20 protein-coding genes are annotated in these 22,553 nt (G+C 71.5%); 8 read left to right on the top strand and 12 right to left on the bottom strand.

All coding sequences use genetic code 11. From position 1 onward, the window contains the following. Positions 1-25 precede the first annotated feature (25 nt). Entirely contained in the window at positions 26-1,399 is a 1,374-nt protein-coding gene (locus ABZ463_RS19645; protein ID WP_352012993.1) for an NADP-dependent succinic semialdehyde dehydrogenase, read from the top strand. A gap of 67 nt (positions 1,400-1,466) precedes the next feature. Here ABZ463_RS19645 and ABZ463_RS19650 read toward each other — a convergent pair whose 3' ends face one another. After that, the gene (locus tag ABZ463_RS19650; protein ID WP_352012992.1) at positions 1,467-2,774 is read right to left on the bottom strand and encodes a glycine hydroxymethyltransferase; all 1,308 of its coding nucleotides are present in this window, start codon (positions 2,772-2,774) and stop codon (positions 1,467-1,469) included. A 116-nt stretch (positions 2,775-2,890) separates the two neighbouring features. Between ABZ463_RS19650 and ABZ463_RS19655 the strand changes: the two genes are divergently transcribed. Further along, positions 2,891-3,940 carry a helix-turn-helix domain-containing protein gene (locus ABZ463_RS19655; RefSeq protein ID WP_352012991.1) on the top strand — a complete coding sequence of 350 codons (1,050 nt, stop codon included), beginning with the start codon at positions 2,891-2,893 and terminating at the stop codon, positions 3,938-3,940. Between the two features lie 39 nt (positions 3,941-3,979). Next, positions 3,980-4,129 carry a hypothetical protein gene (locus ABZ463_RS19660; protein WP_362777641.1) on the top strand — a complete coding sequence of 50 codons (150 nt, stop codon included), beginning with the start codon at positions 3,980-3,982 and terminating at the stop codon, positions 4,127-4,129. A gap of 10 nt (positions 4,130-4,139) precedes the next feature. Here ABZ463_RS19660 and ABZ463_RS19665 read toward each other — a convergent pair whose 3' ends face one another. Genes ABZ463_RS19665 through ABZ463_RS19675 form a run of 3 tightly spaced genes read right to left on the bottom strand, consistent with a single transcriptional unit; the run spans position 4,140 to position 5,557 of the window. After that, positions 4,140-4,652, bottom strand: a complete 513-nt coding sequence (locus ABZ463_RS19665) for an ATP-binding protein (RefSeq protein ID WP_352012989.1) — start codon at positions 4,650-4,652, stop codon at positions 4,140-4,142. A gap of 51 nt (positions 4,653-4,703) precedes the next feature. Further along, a complete protein-coding gene (locus ABZ463_RS19670; protein ID WP_362777644.1) occupies positions 4,704-5,009 on the bottom strand; it encodes a DUF4031 domain-containing protein in 306 nt (101 codons plus the stop codon). Then, entirely contained in the window at positions 5,006-5,557 is a 552-nt protein-coding gene (locus ABZ463_RS19675) for a helix-turn-helix domain-containing protein (protein WP_352012987.1), read from the bottom strand. Before ABZ463_RS19675 ends, ABZ463_RS19670 begins: the two co-directional genes overlap by 4 nt. Before the next feature lie 158 nt (positions 5,558-5,715). Between ABZ463_RS19675 and ABZ463_RS19680 the strand changes: the two genes are divergently transcribed. Then, positions 5,716-7,248, top strand: a complete 1,533-nt coding sequence (locus tag ABZ463_RS19680) for an MDR family MFS transporter (RefSeq protein WP_362777647.1) — start codon at positions 5,716-5,718, stop codon at positions 7,246-7,248. Between the two features lie 100 nt (positions 7,249-7,348). Further along, complete coding sequence (locus tag ABZ463_RS19685) at positions 7,349-8,311, top strand: GNAT family N-acetyltransferase (protein ID WP_352012985.1); 963 nt, start codon at positions 7,349-7,351, stop codon at positions 8,309-8,311. A gap of 46 nt (positions 8,312-8,357) precedes the next feature. On the opposite strand, the gene ABZ463_RS19690 is transcribed toward ABZ463_RS19685, so the two are convergent. After that, positions 8,358-9,737, bottom strand: coding sequence for an MFS transporter (locus ABZ463_RS19690; RefSeq protein WP_362777650.1), 1,380 nt, complete (start codon positions 9,735-9,737; stop codon positions 8,358-8,360). A 102-nt stretch (positions 9,738-9,839) separates the two neighbouring features. Between ABZ463_RS19690 and ABZ463_RS19695 the strand changes: the two genes are divergently transcribed. Together ABZ463_RS19695 and ABZ463_RS19700 are read left to right on the top strand one after the other, a co-directional pair. Beyond that, the gene (locus tag ABZ463_RS19695) at positions 9,840-10,706 is read left to right on the top strand and encodes a helix-turn-helix transcriptional regulator (protein ID WP_352012983.1); all 867 of its coding nucleotides are present in this window, start codon (positions 9,840-9,842) and stop codon (positions 10,704-10,706) included. A gap of 134 nt (positions 10,707-10,840) precedes the next feature. Beyond that, positions 10,841-11,278 (top strand): nucleoside deaminase, encoded by a 438-nt coding sequence (locus tag ABZ463_RS19700; RefSeq protein WP_352012982.1) that lies wholly within the window; start codon positions 10,841-10,843, stop codon positions 11,276-11,278. Between the two features lies 1 nt (position 11,279). Here the strand turns inward: ABZ463_RS19700 and ABZ463_RS19705 are convergent, their stop codons facing one another. The 5 genes from ABZ463_RS19705 to ABZ463_RS19725 form a co-directional block, all read right to left on the bottom strand. Further along, positions 11,280-12,596, bottom strand: a complete 1,317-nt coding sequence (locus tag ABZ463_RS19705) for an AAA family ATPase (protein WP_362777654.1) — start codon at positions 12,594-12,596, stop codon at positions 11,280-11,282. After that, positions 12,593-14,062 (bottom strand): hypothetical protein, encoded by a 1,470-nt coding sequence (locus tag ABZ463_RS19710; RefSeq protein ID WP_362777658.1) that lies wholly within the window; start codon positions 14,060-14,062, stop codon positions 12,593-12,595. The genes ABZ463_RS19705 and ABZ463_RS19710 overlap by 4 nt, the downstream gene beginning before the upstream one ends. Next, on the bottom strand, positions 14,059-15,159 hold the full coding sequence (locus ABZ463_RS19715) for a hypothetical protein (RefSeq protein ID WP_352012979.1): 1,101 nt from the start codon (positions 15,157-15,159) through the stop codon (positions 14,059-14,061). The genes ABZ463_RS19710 and ABZ463_RS19715 overlap by 4 nt, the downstream gene beginning before the upstream one ends. Beyond that, positions 15,156-15,938: a hypothetical protein gene (locus ABZ463_RS19720; RefSeq protein WP_362777660.1), complete on the bottom strand. Its 783-nt coding sequence runs from the start codon at positions 15,936-15,938 to the stop codon at positions 15,156-15,158. Before ABZ463_RS19720 ends, ABZ463_RS19715 begins: the two co-directional genes overlap by 4 nt. A gap of 110 nt (positions 15,939-16,048) precedes the next feature. Next, positions 16,049-18,094, bottom strand: a complete 2,046-nt coding sequence (locus tag ABZ463_RS19725; protein ID WP_362777676.1) for an AAA family ATPase — start codon at positions 18,092-18,094, stop codon at positions 16,049-16,051. 63 nt (positions 18,095-18,157) lie between these two features. On the opposite strand from ABZ463_RS19725, the gene ABZ463_RS19730 reads away from it, so the two are divergent. Continuing rightward, on the top strand, positions 18,158-18,763 hold the full coding sequence (locus tag ABZ463_RS19730) for a TetR family transcriptional regulator (RefSeq protein WP_352012977.1): 606 nt from the start codon (positions 18,158-18,160) through the stop codon (positions 18,761-18,763). Positions 18,764-18,835: 72 nt separating this feature from the next. Here the strand turns inward: ABZ463_RS19730 and gndA are convergent, their stop codons facing one another. After that, entirely contained in the window at positions 18,836-20,266 is a 1,431-nt protein-coding gene (gene gndA, locus ABZ463_RS19735; RefSeq protein WP_362777663.1) for an NADP-dependent phosphogluconate dehydrogenase, read from the bottom strand. Positions 20,267-20,385: 119 nt separating this feature from the next. Continuing rightward, positions 20,386-22,050, bottom strand: coding sequence for a serine/threonine-protein kinase (locus ABZ463_RS19740; protein ID WP_362777666.1), 1,665 nt, complete (start codon positions 22,048-22,050; stop codon positions 20,386-20,388). Positions 22,051-22,553 lie beyond the last annotated feature (503 nt).

Raw genomic sequence — 22,553 nt, forward strand, 5'->3', positions numbered from 1 at the left:
GGCGGCGGCCGTCGAGGAGGCAGTGATGGCGATCGCGACGGTCAACCCGGCCACCGGTGAGACCCTGAAGACCTTCGAGCCGCTGGACGAGCGGGAGGTCGAGGAACGGCTCGCGCGCGCCGCGGCTGACTTCCTGACCCACCGGACGACCGGTTTCGGGCAGCGGGCGGCCTGGATGCGCGCGGCGGCCGACCTGCTCGAAGGCGAGCTTGAGGAGACGGCCCGTCTCATGACGACCGAGATGGGCAAGACGCTGGTCTCGGCCCGCGCGGAGGCGGCCAAGTGCGTGACGGGGATGCGCTACTACGCCGACAACGCCGAGGCGCTCCTGGCCGACGAGCCGGGGGACGCGCGGGCCGTGGGGGCGCGGCGCGCCTACGCGCGCTACCAGCCGCTGGGGCCCGTGCTCGCGGTGATGCCGTGGAACTTCCCGCTCTGGCAGGTGATCCGCTTCGCCGCGCCGGCGCTCATGGCGGGCAACGTGGGGCTGCTCAAGCACGCCTCGAACGTTCCCCAGACCGCGCTCTACCTGGGGGAGCTCTTCACCAGGGCGGGTTTCCCCGCGGGCTGCTTCCAGACCCTGCTCATCGGTTCGTCACAGGTCGAACGGGTGCTGAGGGACAGACGGGTGGTCGCGGCGACCCTGACCGGCTCGGAGCCCGCGGGCCGCTCCGTCGCGTCGATCGCGGGTTCCGAGGTCAAGAAGACCGTCCTTGAGCTGGGCGGTTCCGACCCCTACGTGGTGATGCCGTCGGCGGACGTCGAGGCCGCCGTCTCGACCGCCGTCACCGCCAGGGTGCAGAACAACGGCCAGTCCTGCATCGCGGCCAAGCGCTTCATCGTGCACGCCGACGTCTACGACGAGTTCGAGGGCCGCTTCGTCGAACGCATGGAGTCGCTGCGGGTCGGCGACCCCATGGACGAGGAGACCGACGTCGGGCCGCTGGCGACCGAGCAGGGGCTCGACGACCTGGAGAGGCTGGTCGCCGACGCGGCGGGACGCGGCGCGCGGGTGCTGTGCGGCGGGGTGAGCCCCGACCGGCCCGGCTGGTTCTACGAGCCGACCGTGCTGAGCGGTGTCACCCGGGAGATGAAGCTGTTCCTGGAGGAGTCGTTCGGCCCGGTGGCCTCGCTGTACCGGGTGGAGGACGTCGAGGAGGCCGTCGCGCTCGCCAACGCCACCTCCTTCGGGCTCGGCGCGAACGCCTGGACCACCGACGAGCGTGAGCAGGAGCGCCTCATCACCGAGCTGGAGGCCGGGATGGTCGCCGTCAACGGCATGGTGGTCTCCTACCCGCAGCTGCCCTTCGGCGGCATAAGGAACTCCGGGTACGGCAGGGAGCTGTCCGCCCACGGCATCCGGGAGTTCTGCAACCTCAAGACGGTCTGGATCGGCTGAGGGGAAAGACGCGCGGACCGGCCCGCCAGGGGCGCGCGGCCCCAGGGGGTCGCGGGCCGGTCCGGGATCAGGGGATGGAACGGCGCAGCCCGACCGTGTCCCGCAGGACCTCGGCCGGGTCGTGGCCGTCGATCAGCAGCCTGCGCATCAGCGCCGCGACAGGCCGCATCGTGCCGGGGGTGAACCCCCGGCGGGTGACCTCCTGGGTGCCGATGCGCAGACCTCGCATCGGCTCGCCGGGAGCCTGGTCGGGCAGGCCGATGCCGCTGAGGTAGACGCCGCCCTCGGCCAGCCGCCGGGCCGCCTCGTCCCCGCCGCCGAACGCCGCGGCGTCGACCGCGACGTGGTGGGAGACCGTCCAGCCCAGGTCGGCCGCCGCCACGGAGAAGCCCTCCTCGGTCAGCGCGGCGGCCAGGGCGTGCGCGTTCGCGATACAGGCGTCGGCGTAACGCGGGCCCTCGGCGGCGTGCTCGGCCGCCGTCACGGCCAGCGGGGCCAGCCGGGAGGCGTCGTAGTTGGCGGTCAGCCCGGGGTAGGCGGCGGCGGAGACCCGGTGGGCGAGGTCCTCCTCACGCGTCACGACGGCCGCCCCGGGAGGGCCGCCGAAGGACTTGTAGGTGGACATGGTCAGCAGGTGGGCGCCTTCCAGCAGAGGGCGCTGGAAACGACCGCCCGCGATCAGCCCGGCCACGTGCGAGGCGTCGTAGAGCAGCACCGCCTCCACCTCGTCGCACGCCGCCCGCACCCGTGCGACGTCGTGCGGGAACAGCATCAGGCTGGCCCCGATCACCACCAGGACGGGCCGGTGCTCGCGCAGGAAACCCGGCAGGGCGTCGTGGTCGATGCCGAACCCGGCCGCGTCGTAGGGCAGGTCGACGACCCGCAGGCCCCGGATTCCGGCGGCGCCCTGGACGTGGTGGCTGGCGTGCCCGCCCGCCGCCTCGGGCAGGACCGCGATCGTGTCGCCGGGGACGGCGAAGGCGGTGTAGCAGGCCAGGTTGGCCAGGGTCGCGCTCTGCAGCCTGACCTCGGCGAACTCGCCGCCCATCAGGGAGGCGACCCCCAGCGGGGCGAGCACCTCCAGCACGTCCAGCTCGTCGAGGCCGGTCTGGAACTTCTCCCCGGGCCAGCCCATGGAGGGACGGCAGGCCGCCGACAGCTCGTGGGCCGCCCTGGCGCGCTCGCTCATCGTGTTGGTGCCCGCGTAGAGCACGACGCCGTCCTCGTCGAGCCTGCTGCGGTGTCCGGCGAGCGCCGCGCCGACCGTCCGCACGACCTCGTCGAGCCCCAAGCCCTCGGCCGCGGCCTCAAGCTCCGCCAGACGTCGTTGCGCCCTGGGCGAGGCCCACGGGGCGATGCGGCTGCGCTCCTGCACGGCGGTCTCCCTTCACGAGACCCTCTCACTGAACGTGCAAGCGACGGTACGGCCCGCGCCCCGGTCAGTCATCGTCCTGCCAGCGGAGACCTTTCATACATCTGTAGGATTCGACGGTGATCGGCGATGAAGTCCAGGATCTCCTCGATTCCCTGGCCGCGACCGTGGGACGGGGCGTCGCGGTGGACGATCCCGAGGGCCAGGTCGTCGCGCACAGCGTCCACCACGGCGAGGTCGACCAGGTCCGCGCCCAGGCGATCCTGTCCCGTTCCGTCCCCGCCGAGGTCAGCGCCTGGCAGGAGGCCCACGGCGTGGCCACGGCCCGCGTTCCGGTCAGGGTGCCCGCGAACCCGGCGCTGGGCATGGCGGCCAGGCTCTGCGTTCCTCTTCTCCACCAGGGCAGGCGTGTCGGCCTGCTGTGGATCATCGAGGGGAGGACGCCGCTGAGCCAGGAGGAGGAGGCCGGGGCCGTACGGGACGCCGCCGCCATCGCCGCCCTCCTCGACGGCGGAGGAGGGTCGGGCACGCTGCGGGGGTTGCTGACCGGCGGGATACCCGCGGCGCGGGCCGCCGCGGTGCTCGGCGAGGGGCCGCTGCGCCTGCTGGCCCTGCGCGGTGAGCGGGGGGAGCCGGGCCGGGCGGTCGAGGAAGAGCTGGCCGGGACGCGGCGCCCTCCCGCCTTCACGGTCCTCGACCGGCACGCCGTACTGCTGCTGAACGGCGGGCAGGACGCGACCGCGCTGGCCGGACGGCTGGTGGCCCGTACCGGGGGCGCGGCGGGGCTCAGCGCGGTGCACGCCGGGCTCGGGACCGTCAGGCGCGCCCACCGGGAGGCGGTCGCCGCGGCCAGGGCGGCGGTCGCGGAGCCCGCGCTCGGGCCGGTGGCGAGCTGGCCGGACCTGGGCGTCTACCGGCTGCTCGCCGAGCCGGGGCGGATCTCCCCCGGACCGCTGCACGAGCATCCGGCCCTGGCCGCCACCCTGGAGACCTATCTGGACAGCGGAGGGGACGCGCAGGAGACCGCCAGACTGCTCCACCTGCACCGCACGAGCCTGTACTACCGGCTGACACGGATCGAGGAGATCACCGGACGCAGCCTGAAGGACGGAGCCGACAGGCTGGAACTCCACCTCGCGTTGAAGCTGGCACGCTGGAACGCGGTGTAGCGGCCGGATAAACCGGGCAAAGCTGTGCAGGTGCGGCAGTTGATCAGTGAGCTTGTCAGCGTTCTGGTCGTTGTCGGCCTCATCGGCCTGGCGGCGCTTCTCGTCTCCGTGGTCGTCCTCGTCGCGATGGTGACGCTGGCCGCCTCCACCCTGCGCGGACGCGGCGGGCCGGCACGACGCCGGCGCTGAGGGCCCCGGTTCACCTTGCCCTGGCGTGCTCCTGCTCTCGCCGGGCGTCTCCCGGCCGGGAACGGTCCACCCCGTCGTGCCGCACGTGCTCCTCGTCGAGCAGCAGCGACAGCCCCGGGGCGTCCTGGACGAAGCGCAGGTTCTTCTCCAGGCAGACGACGGATCCCCGCTCGGGGCGGCTGGTGAAGCGGATGTCGTCGGCCAGCGCCCTCATGATGAGCAGGCCGCGGCCGTGCTCCGAGGTCGGCGAGGGAGCCCGCGTCCCGGAGAAGTCGAACCCCTCGCCCGTGTCGATCACCTTGATGACGCAGCGGTCACTGAAGAGCTCGGTGCTCACCATGTAGTCGTCGCTCGGGATGGCGTGCTGGATCACGTTGGAACACGCCTCCGAGAGCATGAGCAGGATGTCCTCGCGCACCTGTGGCTCGACCCCCAGGGCGCGGAGCGCCGCGTCGAGCAGTTGCCTGATGACCGGAACGCTAGCCGCGTCACGCGGCAGGCGGAGCGTGATTGTGGCCTCCACGGTCCCTCCTTCACGGTTGCCCGCTGAGAGCCCTGCCCCAGCCCGCCCGTCCTAACCGGGACGAACGGCATCTCCTGAATCGCCCGTCCAGGGACGCCTGGTCTTGCGCCTGCGCAGACCGGAGGCGACCAGCCGGGTGAGGAGCTCCCGGGAGGAGACCGGCTGCGCCCCGAGGGAGACGGCGCGCTCGTAGACGGTCTCCGGGACGTCGTAGTGGTCGCGGTCGAAGGCCCTGGCGGGCACGCCGAGCCGTTCGGCGAAGGCGTGCAGCTCCTCGGTGGAACTGTCGCTGACCAGGTGGGACCAGAGCAGGCCGCGGGGCCCCGGCCAGGCGGGCGGGTCGATGAGGACGCTCACCGGCGCAGCAGTTCGAGCGCGACCTCAAGGGCGGCGTCCCTGCGCTCGTCGTCGCTGATCTCCTCGTCCCTGAGGAGGAACCAGGAGGCGTGCAGGGCGAACAGCGACATCGAGTTCCTCAGCCGGGTCGCCGTGGGATCACCGGGCTCGACGAGGATGGTGAGCATCTCGAACATCTGGTGGCGGACCCGCTCCATCGTCGGGTGGCCCTTGAACGAGGCCTGGTTGCGCTCTATGAGACGCATGATCTCGTGGTGCCTGCCCCGGCGCAGGTCCTCGGCGTAGCGGCGTACCAGTTCGCGTCTGGTCTCCTCGGTGCGCGGCTGGGACTTGGCCCACTCGATCAGCTCGTCGAAGGCGTACTGCCGGGCCTCGACGAGACTGGTGATGATCTCGTCCTTGCTCTTGAAGTGGTAGTAGAGGGCGGCCTTGGTCACGCCGAGCGCCTCGGCGATCTCGCGGAGTGAGGTCGCCTCGTAGCCCTGTTCGATGAACAGTTTCAGGGCCGTTTCCTGGATGCGAGTCCGGGTGTCGGCGTTTTCGCTCATGGTTCCCTTTGCGGTGGAATTAACTTGACGGCCGGTAAGTAGGCGCCCTACATTTCCCATCATATCCGACACTAGCCGGTCGGCAAGTAAGCAAGATCCACTAGGGGGCAACGAAAGTGAAGGAGACCGCGACCGCGCCGGCGCGGCAACGTGAGGTCATGGTAGTGCTGCCGGGCCTCATGCTGGCGATGGTCCTGGCCATGCTCGACAACATGATCGTCGGTACGGCGATGCCACGCATCGTGGGGGAGCTCGGCGGCCTGACCCACCTGTCCTGGGTGGTCACCGCCTACGTGCTCGGCACCACCGTGTCGACCCCCATCTGGGGCAAGATCGGGGACCTGTACGGCAGGAAGAACATCTTCCTCGCCTCCATCGTGATCTTCATGATCGGTTCGGCGCTCTGCGGCATGGCCGGTTCGGAGATGCTGGGCGGCACCGCGGACGGCATGAACCAGCTCATCGGCTTCCGCGCGCTTCAGGGGCTGGGCGCGGGCGGCCTGATGGTCAACGCCATGGCCATCATCGGCGACCTCGTCCCGCCCCGTGAGCGCGGCCAGTACCAGGGCATCATGGCCGGTGTGATGGCGCTCGCGATGATCGCGGGACCGCTCGTGGGCGGCTTCATCACCGACAACCTCAACTGGCGCTGGGCCTTCTACGTGAACCTGCCCGTCGGCTTCGTCGCGCTCGCGCTGCTGGCCGTCACGCTCAAGCTGCCGAGATACCGCACCGAGCACCGCATCGACTGGGTCGGCGCGGTCCTGCTCTCGGTCGGCATCACCGCCCTGGTCCTCATCACCACCTGGGGCGGCAACGACTACGACTGGAACTCGCCGCAGATCATCGGCCTCGCCGCGGGCGCCGTGGTCAGCCTGGCCCTCTTCATCGTGGTCGAGCGCAGGGTCGTCGAGCCGATCATGCCGCTCAACGTGTTCCGCGACCGCAACTTCAGCCTGATCTCCGTGGTCGGCTTCCTGCTCGGCTTCGCCATGTTCGGCGCCATCAACTTCCTGCCGCTGTTCCAGCAGACCGTCCAGGGCGCCTCGGCGACCAACTCCGGCCTGCTCCTGCTGCCGATGATGGGCGCGGCCATGGTGGTCTCGCTGTTCGTCGGCCGGGCCATCACCAAGACGGGCAAGTACAAGATCTACCCGGTCCTCGGCGGCGTGATCATGGCGGTCGCCATGTGGCTGCTGTCCACGCAGACGGTCGACACCCCCTCCTGGCGTACCGGCGTCTACATCGCGGTGCTGGGCCTGGGCATGGGCTTCCTGATGCAGACCACCATGCTGATCGCGCAGAACAGCGTCGAGCAGAAGGACCTGGGCGTGGCCAGCAGCGCCTCGACCTTCTTCAGGTCCATCGGCGGCTCGTTCGGCGTCTCCCTGTTCGGCGCCATCTTCACCCACCAGCTCACCGCCAACCTGACGAGCAAGCTGGGGGAGGCGGGCGGGAAGCTCGCGTCGAGCGGAGGCCAGTTCAACCCCGCGGCCCTGCACGAGCTGCCGGCCGGCGTGCGCACCGGATTCCTTGAGTCCCTGGCGTCGTCGATCGGCTCGGTGTTCACCTGGGCGATCCTCTTCGCCGTCCTGGTGCCGCTGGCGGCGGCCTTCATCAAGGAGATCCCGCTGCGTGGCGGCTCCGACCAGGGCGCGGACGAGTCGACCCCGGTCGCGGCGCTCGACTGAACGGCAGGGCGAGACTTGAAGGGCGGCGAGCAAGACTTGGACGGCGGCGAGCAAGTTCTTACCCAGCGATCGCCAAGTCCCTCCTCCCAGACTGGGTGGCATGAACACAACGACGACAATCGTCACCGCCGCCGGGTACACCACCCGGCGGCCGGGGACCGGCGACGCGGTCGAGATCCACCGGCTGATCTCCCTGTGCGACACGCAGGTGATCGGCAAGGCCGACATGACCCTCGACGACGTCACCGACCAGCTGAACGAGCCCGACTTCGACGGGGAGAAGGACGGCTGGGTCGTCCACGACACGTCGGGCCGCCTGGTCGCCTGGGCCTGGGTCTGCCGCAAGGGCACGGGCGACAACATGGACGTCGACGTGGTCGTGCACCCCGACGCCGCCGAGCTCACCGGCGCGCTGTGGGACGCGGTCACCGAACGGGCGGCCGAGATCGCCGCCGAACTCGGCCACGACAGGGCCGTGGTGGACATCGCCCTGTACCGGGAGGACAGCGGCAAGCGGGCCCTGGCCGCCGCCCGGGGCTTCGTCGCCGCGACAAGCTTCATCCGCCTCCTGACCGACCACGGCGCCTCGGTCCCCGAGCCCGCCGCCCCGGCCGGGGTGACGGTCCACCACGGGACGAGCGAGGAGGTACGGCGTCAGGGCCACGCCGTACAGCAGGAGGGCTTCGCCGAGCACTTCGGGTTCACGCCCAAGGACTACGACGAGTGGTTCGCCGACCTCGACTCCTCGGCCAGCACCGACTGGGCGCAGCTCATGGTCGCCAGGGTGGACGGCGAGCCCGCCGCGATGCTGCTGGGCACCGACGCCTTCGCCGGGGACGAGAACTCGGGCTACGTCCGCCAGCTCGCGGTGCTGCCCCGCTTCCGGGGACGCGGCCTGGGCCGGTTCATGCTGCGCCGGGCGTTCGCCGCGGACGCCGCGCGCGGCCGGGTCGGCACCTACCTGCACGTGGACGCCAACAACAGCACCCCCGCCCTGGACCTGTACCTCTCGGTCGGCATGCGGCAGGTGCTGGCCATCGACGTCTGGCGCAGGACCGTCTGACCCGGCCTCCCCGCGGGCCGTACGGCCCGGCCCGCGGGACGGGACCTCAGCGCCGCAGCAGCGGCAGCGCGCAGGCCGCGGTGACCAGCGTCGCCGCGGCCAGGACCACCCCGACGGCCGTCATCGAGGCCCCGCCCAGGTACAGCGTGCCGAAGGTGGCCACCCCGACGACCTGGCCGAGCTGGGTCACCATGACGAACAGCCCGCTGGCGTCCGAGGCGTGCTCGGGCGCCACATGGGTGAGCGCGATCGCGAGCACCGGGCTGAAGACCGCGCCCATGCCGAACCCGGCGACGGCCTGCGTGATCCACAGCAGCGGCTGGCCGTGGTCGCCACCGCTCAGCGCGAGGGCCAGACCCAGGTAGCCGAGCGCCGCCACGACGAGCCCGGAGACGACCATGGGCCGCCTGAACCGCTCGGGGACCCGCCGCCAGTTGAGGCTGGAGACGGTGAACGCGGCCGCGGCGGGGACGAAGGTCAGGCCGGCCCGCAGCGGGCTGTCACCCAAGGCGCCCTGCAGGTGCAGGGCGAGGCCGAACAGGTATCCGCCGTAGCACGTCATCAGCCCGAAGACAGTCAGCACCGAGGGGATCACACCCTTGGCCATGAGCACCCGCGCGGGCACGAGCGGAGCGGCCGAACGCCGCTCGACCAGCGCGAAGATCCCCGCGAAGGCCACGCTCACCCCCATCGAGACCCACCCCCACAGCGGCCAGTCCTGCTCGTGGCCCAGCACCAGCGGCACCACCAGCAGACTCACCGCGAGAGAGAGCGTGACCAGGCCCGGCAGGTCCAGCGGGCGGTGCAGACGCGGTCCGCCCGAGGGCAGCAGCCGTACGCCCGTGACGAGCAGGGCCAGCCCGATCGGCACGTTCACCAGGAACACCGGGCGCCACGCGGTGCCGAACAGGTCGGCGGAGACCAGCGTGCCACCCAGCACCTGCCCGATCACGGCGGCCCCCGAGATCACCGTGGCGTACAGGCTGAGCGCGCGGGCCCGCGCGGCCCCCTCGAAGTTCGTCTGGATCATGATCAGCACCTGGGGCACCATCAGGGCGGCTCCCGCGCCCTGCAGGAGCCGGAAGGCGATGAGCTGCCCGGCGGAGGCGACCAGGCCGCAGGCCAGGGAGGCGACGGTGAAGACGGTCAGGCCGGTCAGGAACAGCGGGCGTCCGCCGTACCGGCCGCCGAGCCGGGCACCGGTGATCAGCAGCATCGCGTAGGCGATGGTGTACCCGGAGATGATCAACTGGAGCCCGGAGCCCGAGGTGCCCAGGTCCGAGCGGATCACCGGGGAGGCGACGTTGACGATGGAGACGTCCAGGATCGCCATGAACTGCCCGGTCAGGATCACCGTGAGCAGCCGGCGGTTACGGGAGGAGGCCGGGAGAGCGGCCGGGGCCTCCAAGATCGGTGGTGCGGTCATGGAGAAGACTGTGAGGGCGGGCGGATACCGGTAACGAGAGCCTGCTGATCCTGGTACCGACACCACCTGGCAACGGCTTTCCCCGTCGGCCAGCATGGGGGGATGACCATGACCAGCCGGCGTGCCCGACGGGCGGAGCTGGCCTCGTTCCTGCGCAGCCGCCGCGACCGCATCACCCCCGAGGCCGTCGGACTGCCCCCTGGGTCGCGGCGCCGTACGCCGGGCCTGCGGCGTGAGGAGGTGGCCATGCTCGCCGGGGTCGGCGTCACCTGGTACACCTGGCTCGAACAGGGACGTCCGATCAACGTCAGCGTCCAGGTGCTCGACGCGATCTCCAGGACGCTCCGTCTCGACGAGGCCGAGCGCGAGCACCTGTACCGGCTCGCCGACCTGCCGAGCGTGCCCCAGTCACCCGGCGGCGGCGGTCTCGAACCGGAGGTCCAGCTCATCCTGGACCAGCTCGACCCGATGCCCGCCGTCGTCTACAACGGCCGCTACGACGTGCTCGCCTGGAACCGGGCGTACGGAGCGCTGTTCCCGAAGGTCGTCAAGGCCCCGCCGGCCACCCGCAACGCGCTCTGGCAGATCTTCGTCACCCGTTCCTGCTGCCTCCCGATGACCAACCGCGAGGCCGAGCTGCCCCAGATGGTGGCGACCCTGCGGGCGGGCTTCGGGCGGCACCTCGGCGAGCCCGCCTGGGACGACTTCGTCCGCGTGCTGTCGGCCGAGAGCCCCGAGTTCGCGCGGATGTGGGCGGCCCACGACGTGGCCAGGCCCGGCAGCAGGATGAAGATGTTCCGGCACTGCCAGGCGGGGCTGGTCCGCACGGTCTCCACGAGCCTGAGCCTGTCGGCGCCCGCGGAGGCGCGGATGGTCGTCTACACCCCGGTCGACGAGGAGAGCCGCGAACGCATCGCCTGGATCAGCGCGAACCCCGAGGTGTCCCCGGTCGCCGAGCACGTCCACTGACCCCGATAGCCTGAACGGGTGCGAACCCGGCGTCGCGCCCCGTTCGACGGCGGCCCCGGCGAGGCCCTCGACCCGGCGGCGAAACAGCGGACGCCCGCCGCCGGCTGGGACCTTCACCCGCGAACGGAGCGACCATGACACACCAGGCCACGACACACGACGAGGAACGACTCCTGCGCCGCGCGATCGAACTCGCCGCGCAGGCTCGGGCGGGCGGCAACCCGCCCTTCGGGTCGCTGCTGGCGGACGGGAACGGCCGGGTGATCGCCGAGGAGCGCAACACCACCCTCACCGACGCCGACATAACCGCGCACCCGGAGTTGAAACTGGCCCGCTGGGCGGCCCGCGAACTCGGCCCGGAGACCGCGGCCGCCACGACCATGTACACCAGCTGCCAGCCCTGCCCCATGTGCGAGGGGGCGATCCGGCGCTCCGGACTCGGCCGTGTCGTGTTCGCCCTCTCCGGCGAACAGCTCAACGCCCTCAAACCGGGTGGCGACTTCCCTGAGGTGCCGCAGCAGGGCCCCACCCTGTACGAGGAGGCCCGCGTCCCGGTGGAGGGCTACTACTGAGTCAGTGCGCGGCGACCCGGTGCTTGGCCAGGTGGGCCAGCACCGCCTGGTTGGCCTCCCAGCCGTCGGGGAACTTCACCGGCACCCCGAGCTGGACCGGCTCCGCGGACGGGTGGGCGTCGAGCAGTTCGGGGATGCCCGCCCTGGCGACCACGACGCAGGCGTGCCGGTGCCGTGAGGCCAGCACGCACAGCCGTCCCGACTCCAGATGGAAGGCGGTGGCGTCCCGGCGCCCGGACAGCGGGTGGAGCACGATCGTCACGTCGTACTCCCGGCCCTGGAGCCGGTTGGCGGTGTCGACCGTGATCTCCTCGGGCACCCCGGCGGCGCGGATCGCGGTCACCTGGTCGCGGTGCGCGGCGCCGATGGCGATCCGGTCCGCCGTCACCCGGTGGCTGCCCCGCTCGGAGTGCGCGACCGGCGCCCGCTGCAGCAGCCGTACGGCCAGCAGCGCGACCGCCTGCACCGCCTCGGCGTCCGTGCGCACGGTGTGACGGCTGGGCAGCTCGTACAGCGCCCACCCGGAGGCGGCGGCCTCCTCCAGCGCCCGGTCGTAGGAGGTGCGCATGCCGTTCACGGTCAGTTCGAGCGAGCGGTCACGGTGTTCGGTCCCCGCCCTGAACCCGGTGAACGGGTAGAACGCTTCGGAGACCACCGGCGCCGCCGAGGCGGGCAGCCGCCAGGAGACCGGCAGCCGGTGCACGGGAAGATCGGGGTTGTGGCGCAGCAGCACCGAGACCGCGCTCTGCACCGGGTCCCAGGACAGGCCCGCCCAGCGGTCGCCGTCCACGATCGAGAACGGGTCGAGCTGGCCGGGGTCGCCGACGAACAGCGAGCGCTCGAACAGCGAGGCGATGCGTAGCAGTTTGTCCGAACGCATCTGGTAGGCCTCGTCCACGATCGCCCACGGCCAGGTCCGGTCGCCGACCCAGGCCCACTTGTCCGCGGTGGCGATCACCACCGCCGGGTCGCCCAGGTCGGGCAGCTTGCCCGCGACCGAGACGTTGGGGTGGGCAAGAACGCGAGGCGGCGTGACGTAGCCGCTCGCGGAAAGCCGTCCGACGGTGAGATCGGGGTGATCGGTGGCCAGCCGCTCGACCAGGTCGTCCACCTGTTCGTTGGTCTGCGCCACGATCATCAGTGGCTCGCCCGTCTCGGCGATGTGCGCGGCGGCCTTGACCACCAGCGTGGACTTGCCCGCTCCGGGCGGGGAGTCGACGACCACGCCCCGGTTGCGGGGCAGGTCGGCCAGGACCTCGCCGACGACGGTCGCGGCGGCCTGCTGTGGCGTCATGTCCTCCGTGGGCCGTACCTTCATGACCACTCCTCCTGGGCGTCGTCGTCACCGGGCACGTACTCCTGCGGAGGCCCGCCGTGGGTCCACGGCGTCAGCTCCGGATCGGGCAACGAGGCCGAGGACTGGAAGTCGTCGAGCAGCGAGGTGTAGGTGATCCGCTCACCGGGTCCGGGCACCGCCCCCGGAGCGGGTGTCCTGCCCCGGCCCATCCCCTTGACGACCTTCAGGGTGATCTCGTCGCCGGAGACCTCGACGATCTCGGCGGCGTGCCCGCGTCGTTCCGGGCTGCCGACGACCACGCCCGGCGCCAGCCGTACCGGGTCGGCGGTGGTGACCGTGACCAGCGGCCTGAGCTTGCGCGAACGACCCTCGCCCTCGGTGTGCTCGGGGTCGGCGGCGGTGACCGTCCCGGTGAACGCCTCACCGGTCAGGCGGTACTCGGCCATGATCAGCGGGTCGTCGTAGGCGCGCTGCACGTCGTAGCTCGCCCTGGCGCGTTCGAGACCGGCCAGCCGGGCCGCGGCGCCGACCGCGCCGTCCCTGCGCGCCTGCGGCGGGCCACCCTCCGCGAGCCGTTCGGTGAAGCGGGTGAACGACCCCCGGTCGGTCTCCCAGCGGTCCCGTACCCGTGACCCCTCGGGCAGCGCGCGCAGCAGGTCGACCGCCCGCCACATCAGCCGCCACGTCGGATCGAGCTGGGTGCGCAGCGCCTGGGTGACACGTTCCACCGACCGCTCGGTCGGCGCCTCCTCGTAGGCGCGCATGGCCGGGGCGAGCACCTCGTTGTCGAAGCCCGGGTCCGTCGAGGGCCCCGCAGGAGGCCACAGCAGCGGATCCTCCGCCTCAAGCGCGGCCTGGGATCCGGTCATCCCGGCGGGAGGGTCGATCCAGCCGAGCAGCGCGGCCAGGTTGGCGTCCTCAAGGCCGCTCTGCCCGCTCGCCCAGTGCGCGCCGAGCGCCTCGGTCGCCGCCATCAGCAGGCAGGATCCCGGCTGCTGCGACCGGTCGGCGAAGTAGGTCAGCCACCGGCCGAGCAGCGGCACCGAGGGATGCACCGGATAGGGTCCGTCGACCCTGCGGAAACGGGTGGACCGGCCGAGCAGCCCGAGGAAGGCCACCCCCTGCCGGTTCGGCACCAGGATCTGCGGGGCGTCCAGGCACCGCTCGTACGGCTCGCCGCCCCGCCGCTCGACCGTCTCGGTGCCCTTGCAGAACCCCTCCACGTACGGCAGGACGACCTCGGCCAGTTCGGCGGCGAAGGCGAAACGGAGGTCCCGGTTACGCGGCTGAGGCACCACGAGCAGCCGGGGATGGCCGGGATCGCTGCCGACCATGGCGGCGAGCGGGGCCGCGGCCTCACCGGAGAGGCCGAGCGGGACGAACACCAGCGGCTGCGGGGCCAGGTGACAGTGCCTGACCGTGGTGACCGGCTGCGCGCTCCCGTCCCTGATGGCGCGCAGCCGCGCCAGCGCCGTCAGCGCGCTCATCGCAGGCACTCCTCGCGCAGCCGGTCCGCCAGCCGCAGCAGCCGGGCGATCTCCTCCTGGCCCTCGGCGGGCTCCAGGGTGCCCTCGGCGAGCCCGAGCGCCTCCGCCACGGTCGAGACCCCTCCGAGTTCGTCGCGGACCTGGCGGCCGAGCAGGTCGGTCGAGCCGTTCCCCCTGGCCTCGTCCCGGCAGAACATGCACATGTCACAGGTGGACAGGCAGTCGGGCGCGTAGCGGGCGGGCACCCGGGACAGGGCCTGGGCCACCTCCCCCGCGGGCCGGGTCGGCACGCCGTCCTGACCGGGGGCCAGGTCGAAGGTGAGCTCCTCGGGAAGCTCGTCGAGCAGGGTCTCGACCCGGGTCAGCCGGGTGAGCTGCCGCTTGAGCACCGCCAGCTGCCTGCGTACGTCGACCAGGCACGCCACGGGCCGGTTCGCGAAGTTCTCCGGGCAGACCAGGACCACCTCGTGGGAGACCCGTTCCGGGTCGTGTCCCAGGTCGGCCAGCAGCGCGCGCAGCGCCAGCACGTAGACCGCGGCCTGCCTGGCCGCGGCGGCGACCTTCCGCGGCTCGGCCTGCCCGTCGATCACGCTGAACGACTTGATCTCCACGATGTGGAAGCGCCCGCCGAGCTGGAAGGCGACCACGTCCGGCTCCAGGTAACAGACGTGCCCGGCGATCTCCAGGCTGAGCAGCGGGTGGTCGTAGAAGACAGCGGCCTCCTCCTGCCGTGCGGCTCTGTCGACCAGGGCCCTGGTGTGGGAGTGGCGCAGATGGGCGCCGACGCTCTCCACGTCCTGGTAGCCGACCTCCGCGACGGGCAGTCCGAGCAGTTCGCGCAGCAGCCGGAGCAACTCGGCGCAGCCGTTCTCCTTCACCACGATCTCGAAGGAGTTCCCACGGGTGATCGCGAACTGGGACTGGCCGAAGGGCGCGGGAAAGCCCATGTGCCTTGCCGTACGGTCCTTGTCGACTCCCGCGGCGTCCAGCAGCGCACGGCGTGCGCAGCCGGGGTTGGCGGCCAGCGCCGCGATGGCGCGGGCGTCGTGCGGGTGTGACGGCACGGGGCCGCGCAGCCTGTCCAGCCTGCCGTTCAACTCGCTCCCCTCAGGGTGCTCAGGGCGGCGGCGCCGAACAGCCGCTCGATGTCGGAAAGCTGCCTGCCCGCCCGCGCCGCGACCTCGGCTCGCTGCGCCGCGTCTCCGGCGTGGTGCACGTCGAGTTCGGCGCGTGCCGCGCGGATCGTGACCTCCGGGTCCGCGGGGGCGAGACCCTCGACGGCTCCCGGGACGTTCTGCGCCATCCGCCGCAGCAACCGTCGGGCGCCCTGCGGCGGATCGGTCATGCGGATGATCCTGTCGGCGACGCGCATGGCCGAGACGAGGAAGTCGACACGTGGGCTCAGCGGCCCGAGCACCCTCCGCTCCGGCTCCCAGGTGCTGTCGGCGAGCAGCCCCCTGGCGGGGGAGAGGCGGTCGGTGAGCGCGGCGCACAGGTAGTAGGGGCGGGCGTAGGGGTCCCCGCGGAAGGAACGTTCCTCGTCCCTGCGCAGGCTGGTGAGCTGGGCGCCGCGCAGCGCGCCGGAGAAGAACGCCTCGTTCACCGCGACGATCATCCTGGCCGCGGAGGGCACCCCCAGCAGCGCCAGCGCCTGGTGGACCTGTTCCCTGACCGGCAGCAGCGGCGGCTCGGTCTCCCCGGTGGACTCCCCGGTGGACTCATCTGTGCCGACCGCGCGGTCCCAGGCCTGTTCGGCCCGGCGCAGGTCTCCCCGCAGGGACCGCGCCAGCGTGTTGTCCCGCGCCTTGACCGCGCGCCGTACCTGGGCGCGGAGCTCGGTTATCCGCAGCTCCAGCGCGTCCAGTGATTCACTCACGGCACGGAGCGTAACAGGAGTTCCACCAGCCTCCCGTGTATTCCAGCGATTTCCAGCATTTCGTGGCGTTTCATTGAGTGGATATATGCGGATAAAAGGGATATTTATAGCTAAATGGCTGAGGTGATTCCGGCGGGCAGCGGGCGGGTGTGCACCACCTCCAGCCGCGAGACGGCACGGGTCAGTACGACGTAGAGCCGGTTCGCCCCCCTGGGCTCCGCCTCGACGACGGCCGCGGGCTCGGCCACGACCACGTGGTCGTACTCCAGTCCCTTGGCGAGTGTGGCGGGCACGGCGGTGACCCGGACGCCGTCGGACCCCTCGCCGAGGGCGGCGATCTCGACACCCTCGGCCCGGACCGCCTCGGCCAGGCCGTCGAGCGCGTCGTCCGCGGCCACGAGCGCGATCGAGCCCTCGTGCCCCAGCGCCTCGCGCACCACCCGCGCCGCCGTACCGGGAAGATCGGACGTCCGGTGGAACCGCAGCAACCCGTCACCGCGGAACGAACGCGTCCTCGGCACATCGACCGCCAGCTCGTCGAGCAGGCGGTTGGCCAGCCTGACGACCGCCCCGGGAACCCGGAACCCGGTCGTCAGGGTGACCGGTGCCGCTCCCGGCTTGCCCAGCGCGGCGAGCTGCTCCGGCCAGCTCCGCGCCGCCCAGGGCGTGGTGCCCTGCGCCAGGTCGCCCAGCACGGTGATCGAACCGTGCTCGCTCCTGCGCGCGACGGCCCGGCACTGCATCGGTGACAGGTCCTGGGCCTCGTCCACGATGACGTGACCGTATCCCCTGGGACGCTCGATCAGGCCCGCCACCTCGTCGAGGAGCACGGCGTCGGCCTCCGACCACCTGGCGCTCTTGAACGAGCGCGGCGGACGTGACCACAGGATCGCCGACTGCTCGGCGGGGGTGAGGATCCCCCCGGCAGCCCCGGCCAGCACGTTCGGATCGGTGAGCAGCTCCGCCACGACCTCCCGGGGCCGCGCCACGGGCCACACCGTGTCCAGGAACTCCCTGACGGCCCTGCCGGTCCTCCTCGTCCACGCCGTGCCGGTCGTCTGTCCCCGAGCCTCGGCCCGCGCCCGCAGGAGGGAGACCAGCCGTGAGAGCACCCGCTCACGCCCGACCCCGTACGGCGGCGCCTCCCGCAGGACGTCGTCGACGACGCGCCGCAGCTCCTCCTCGGAGATCCGCCAGCGGTAGGCCCCGTCGGGCACGGTCAACGGGCCGCCGGGCCGTCTGACCCGCCCGTACAACGCCCTGCGCAGCACCTCGGCCATCCGCGCGTCGTGTTTGACCACCGCCGCGGCCTCGTCGTCGGAACCCTTCGGCGGCCCCTTGGACGGCTCCGGCGCCAGCAGCCGCCCCAGGGTCGTCTGCTCGACGTCCATCTCGCCGAGGGCGGGCAGCACGGCCGAGATGTAGCCGAGGAAGGCCTGGTTGGGACCGAGGATCAGCACACCGCTGCCGGCGAGCCTGCGCCGGTAGGTGTAGAGCAGGTAGGCGGCGCGGTGCAGGCCGACCGCGGTCTTCCCCGTGCCGGGCGCGCCCTGGACGCAGATCGACGTCTCAAGCCCGGTCCGCACCAGCTCGTCCTGCTCGGGCTGGATGGTGGCGACGATGTCACGCATCGGGCCGACACGGGGCCGTTCGATCTCCTCGGCCAGGATCCGGCTCGCCGTACCCGGCGCGCCGCCCTCGCCGAGCCGTTCGTCCTCGAAGCCGGTCAGGACGGGAGGCCACCCCGACCATCCGAACCGGCGGCGCGTCGTGACACCGCGGGAGTCGCGGACGTCGGCCTGGTAGAACACCGTCGAGACGGGTGCCCGCCAGTCGAGCACCAGCGGCTGACGGCCGGTCCCGCCGGAGATGTGCCGCCGCCCGATGTAGTAACGCCGCCCCCGGTGGTCGCCCGCGTCCGCCCCCGCGCCGAAGTCGAGACGGCCGAAGAACACGGGCCCCTCGGGCTCCTCGGCCAGCTCCTTGGCGAGGCTCTTGAGATGGCGCCCCAGCCGTTCGGCACTGTAGCGGTCGCCCGCCACATGCTCGCCGACGACGACGTTGAACCGTGCGCCGTCGAGCATCCCCCGCAGCGCCGCCCTGCATTCCTCCAGGTAGGACCGCTCCTCGTCGAGTCCGGTGCCGGTCACCAGCATCACCTCTCAAAGCTTAACCGAGTCAATATATTAACCCGGTTAACCACCTGTTAGGTTGGACGGGTGACAGGACTCCGGCAGCTCAAGAAACAGCAGGTCCACGACGCGATCTCCACGGCGGCCATCACCCTGTTCCTCGACCGGGGCTTCGACGAGGTGTCCGTCGCCGAGGTCGCCGCCGCCGCGGGGGTCTCCAAACCGACGCTGTTCAAGTACTTCGCCTCGAAGGAGGACCTCGTCCTCCACCGCATCTCCGACCACCACGAGGAGTCGGCACGAGTCGTACGGCACCGCGGCCGGGACGAGAGCCCCCTGGCCGCCCTCCACCGTCACTTCCTCGAAGGACTCCGCAGGCGCGACCCCGTGACAGGGCTCAACGACCACCCGACGGTGCTCGCCTACCACCGGATGATCTTCTCGACCCCCGGCCTGGCCGCCAGGCTCGTACACCACACGACCAAGGACGAGGAGGCCCTGGCCGAAGCGCTCAGGGAGGTCACGGACGAGCTCACCGCCCGACTCGTGGCCGCGCAGACGCTGGCCGTACAGCGGGTGCTGGCCAGGGAGAACTGGGCCAGGCTCACCCGGGGGGAGACCGCCGACGAGGTCTACCCGTCGGCGGTCGCCGCCGCCGACCACGCGTTCGGCCTGCTGCCCCAGCCGGGCTGACCGGAACGGTCGCGCACAGGAACGGGGTGCCGCCCCCGAAGGGACGACACCCCGCGACGCCGGAGGCCGAGCTCAGGCGCCCACCTCGGAGCGGTCACCGGACCACAGGGTGTGGAAGGCGCCCTCCCGGTCCGTCCGCTGGTAGGTGTGCGCGCCGAAGAAGTCGCGCTGCCCCTGGATCAGGGCGGCGGGCAGCCGCTCGGCGCGCAGCGAGTCGTAGTAGGCGAGCGCCGTGGAGAAACCGGGCACCGGAATGCCCAGCTCGGCCGCCTTCGCCACCACCCGCCGCCACGAGTCCTGCGCCAGGCCGAGCGCCTCGACGAAGATCGGCGCGGTCAGCAGCGTCACCGGCGGCGTGCTCTCCTCGTAGGCCTCGCGGATCCGGTCCAGGAAGACCGCCCTGATGATGCAGCCACCCCGCCAGATCGTGGCCAGCGCGCCCGGATCGACGTCCCAGCCGTACTCGGCGCTCCCCGCCCTGATCTGGTCGAACCCCTGCGCGTAGGCGATGATCTTCGACGCGTACAGCGCCCGCCGTACGTCCTCGACGAAGTCGTCACCGAGCGTCCGATCGGGCACGGGCGTGGGGCCGGGGAGCCCGCGGGCGGCCTCCCGCAGGTCGGCGTGACCGGAGACCGAACGGGCGAAGACGGCCTCGGCGATACCGCTCACCGGCACACCCAGGTCGAGCGCGATCTGCACCGTCCAGCGCCCGGTGCCCTTCTGCTCGGCCCGGTCGGCGATCACGTCGACCAGCGGCCCGCCAGTCGAGGCGTCCACCTGCCTGAGCACCTCGGCGGTGATCTCGATCAGGTAGGAGGACAGCTCACCCCGGTTCCACTCGTCGAAGACGTCGGCGAGCCGCGAGGGCTCCAGCCCGGCCCCCTGCCTGAGCAGGTCGTAGGCCTCGGCGATGAGCTGCATGTCGGCGTACTCGATGCCGTTGTGCACCATCTTGACGAAGTGACCGGCCCCGTCGGGACCGATGTGCGTACAGCACGGCACCCCGTCCACCTTCGCCGCGATGTCCTCGAACAACGGCCCGAGCGCCGCGTACGACTCCTTCGAACCGCCGGGCATGATGCTCGGCCCGAGCAGCGCGCCCTCCTCACCGCCCGAGACCCCGGCGCCGACGAAGTGGATGCCCCGTTCCCGAAGCGCCGCCTCACGCCTGCGGGTGTCGAGGAAGTGCGCGTTGCCGCCGTCGACGAGCATGTCACCCGGTTCGAGCAACGGGGCGAACTCCTCGATCACCGCGTCCGTCGGCGCCCCGGCCTTGACCATGATGAGGACACGGCGGGGACGTTCGAGCGCCGCGACGAACTCCTCCGGAGTCTCACAGGCGACGAAGGTTCCCTCGTCCCCGTGCTCCTCGACCAGCTTCGTGGTCCGTGACAGAGACCTGTTGTGCACCGCGACCACATGCCCGTGCCTGGCGAGGTTGCGGGCCAGATTCGCCCCCATCACCGCCAGGCCGGTCACACCTATCTGCGCCTGAGTCATGTTGTGACACCCCCTATTACGTTCAAGGATGCCCAGTCTGCACCGATCGCTCCCCACAGCGCGCGCCGAGCCGCGCCGACGCCCGGAGCCGGCTCAGGGCCGGGTCTCAGGGCCGGGTCTCAGGGCCGGAAGGACGACCCCGCCCGGTCGCCGCCGACAACGCTCCCGAGACAGCGGTAGGTCCGCACCCCCGAGGCGAACCGCTCCTTCGAGGGCGGCAACACCGCGATCTGCCAGTCCGAGGGAATGATCTTGACAGCGGCGCCGCGCCGGGAGCTGAGCATGACCGACGACGCGCACACCTTGCGCACCATCGGATCGCGCTCGGCGGCCCCCGCGTCGTAGGTGAGGCCGTCCGGCAGCGTGGCGATCGCGAACGTCTCCCACGCGTGCGGCTCCTCGCACCTGACGGGCCGCGCCGACGCGTCCCCCGCGATCACGACGAGTCCGCCCCAGCACTCGGCCTTCTGCACGCACGAGGCACGGCCACCGGGCACGGCCGCCGCGGGACAGTCCAGGGTGAACGTGGCGACCTCGGCGTTCGTCCCCTGAGCCCCCGTACCGGGGCCCCCGGCCTCGGAGGTGTCCGCGAGGCCGCCGACGGAGGCGCCCTGACCGAAGTTCTCCATGATCATCAGCCCGACCCCGGCCAGCAGCAGGATCACGAAGGCGGCCGCGACCGCGACGAACACCCGGGTGTTCGAGGCGCCGGCGGTGGGCGCCGCCGAGTCCTTGGCCGGTGACTGGGTCACGCCGAGCTCCTGAAGACCGGGTGAGGTCAGGTGCGCGCGCATCACCTCTCTCCCCGGCCCCGGCCGCGCCCCCGGCACGCCGTACGACGCGTGCCCCCCGGTCTGAGGAGTGGGGCGGGGCCCGGAGGCGTACGGAGGCGGTACCGGGACGGACGGCGGTGGAACGGGAGAAGGACGCGGCGGCATCGGCCTGCCGTCCCGGGCCCCCCGTTCCAGGTGCAGATCGGTGAGGGCGTCCCGCAGGGCCGCGACCGAGGGGGTGCGTCGCGCGGGATCGCTGTCCATGGCCTGACGGAGCACGGCGGTCAGCTCCGGCGGCACACCGGGGATCTCCGGGATCGGCAGCCGGTGCAGGGCCATGATGACCGCGATGTTGGCCACCCCGCTCTCCGGAAACCGGGGAGGACGCCCGGACAGCAACGCGTAGAGAGTGGCGGAGAGGGAGTAGACGTCTCCCGCCGCGGAGGGCTCCGTCAGGTCGAACGCCTCGGGCGGCGCGTAGGCGGGGGTGAGCGACTCTCTGGTCACCGAGGCTTCGCCCCCCGCGGAGGGCATGGTCGCCAGCCCGAAGTCGGACAGCACCACGTTGCCGTACCGGTTGATCAGGATGTTGGCCGGCTTGATGTCCCGGTGCAGCACCCCCGCGGAGTGGGCGGCGGCCAGCGCGTCGGCGATCCGGACGCCGATGTCGGCGACCTCGGCGGGAGCCAGCGGCCCCTCCGCACGCAACCGGTCGAGCAGCGACCCTCCAGGACACAGCTCCAGCACCATGTACGGCCTGCCGTCGGCGAGCACTCCGGCGTCATAGACATGGGCCACGTGCGGATGCCCCGACAGGGCTCCCGCCGAGGTGACCTCCCGCATGAAGCGCCGCCGGTCACGCTCGGAGAGCAGAACGCGGTTGTCGACCTTGAGCGCGACCTCCCGGTCGACCGCCAGCTGCCGGGCCCGGTAGACGATCCCGAAACCGCCTTGGCCGAGTACGCCGGATATGTCGTAGCCGGGTACTGAAAAGGCGCCCGCTTCAGCCATCTGCCACCTCCTGACGACGGGCAGATTATCGGAGTTCAGCGTCGTCCCGGCTGCGTGACCGGCCCTGATTTGACGACGTCCCTCGGGGGACATAGAGTCACCAGGCCCGAGGGCGCCGACGATGTCGGTGAGACCCCGGGAACCCCTTCTGACTCACTCTCGACTGAGACACGTGTGTCCCGGTCGCTTCGGTTCGACACGTTCCGGATGTCAGAGTAAATTGGAAGGGTTGCTCCGGAGACGGGGCGGTCTGAAATTCCTCGGACAGGCTTTATCGAAGAGAATGCGATCCGGTCGGATCGGTTTGACACGAAAAAGCGGGTCTGAAAGAATAAAGACACAACGAAATGAACGAAACGAAACGAAACGAAACGAAACGCCCCGGAATTCCGGCCGGTAAAACGGTTCGGGGGGACGGTGAACGCGTCCGTTTCTTGAGAACTCAACAGTGTGCTAAAAGCCAGTGCATGAAGCACAAACCCGTCCTAACGCACGACATGGCG

Source organism: Streptosporangium sp. NPDC020145, assembly GCF_040631275.1.
Lineage (GTDB): Bacteria > Actinomycetota > Actinomycetes > Streptosporangiales > Streptosporangiaceae > Streptosporangium.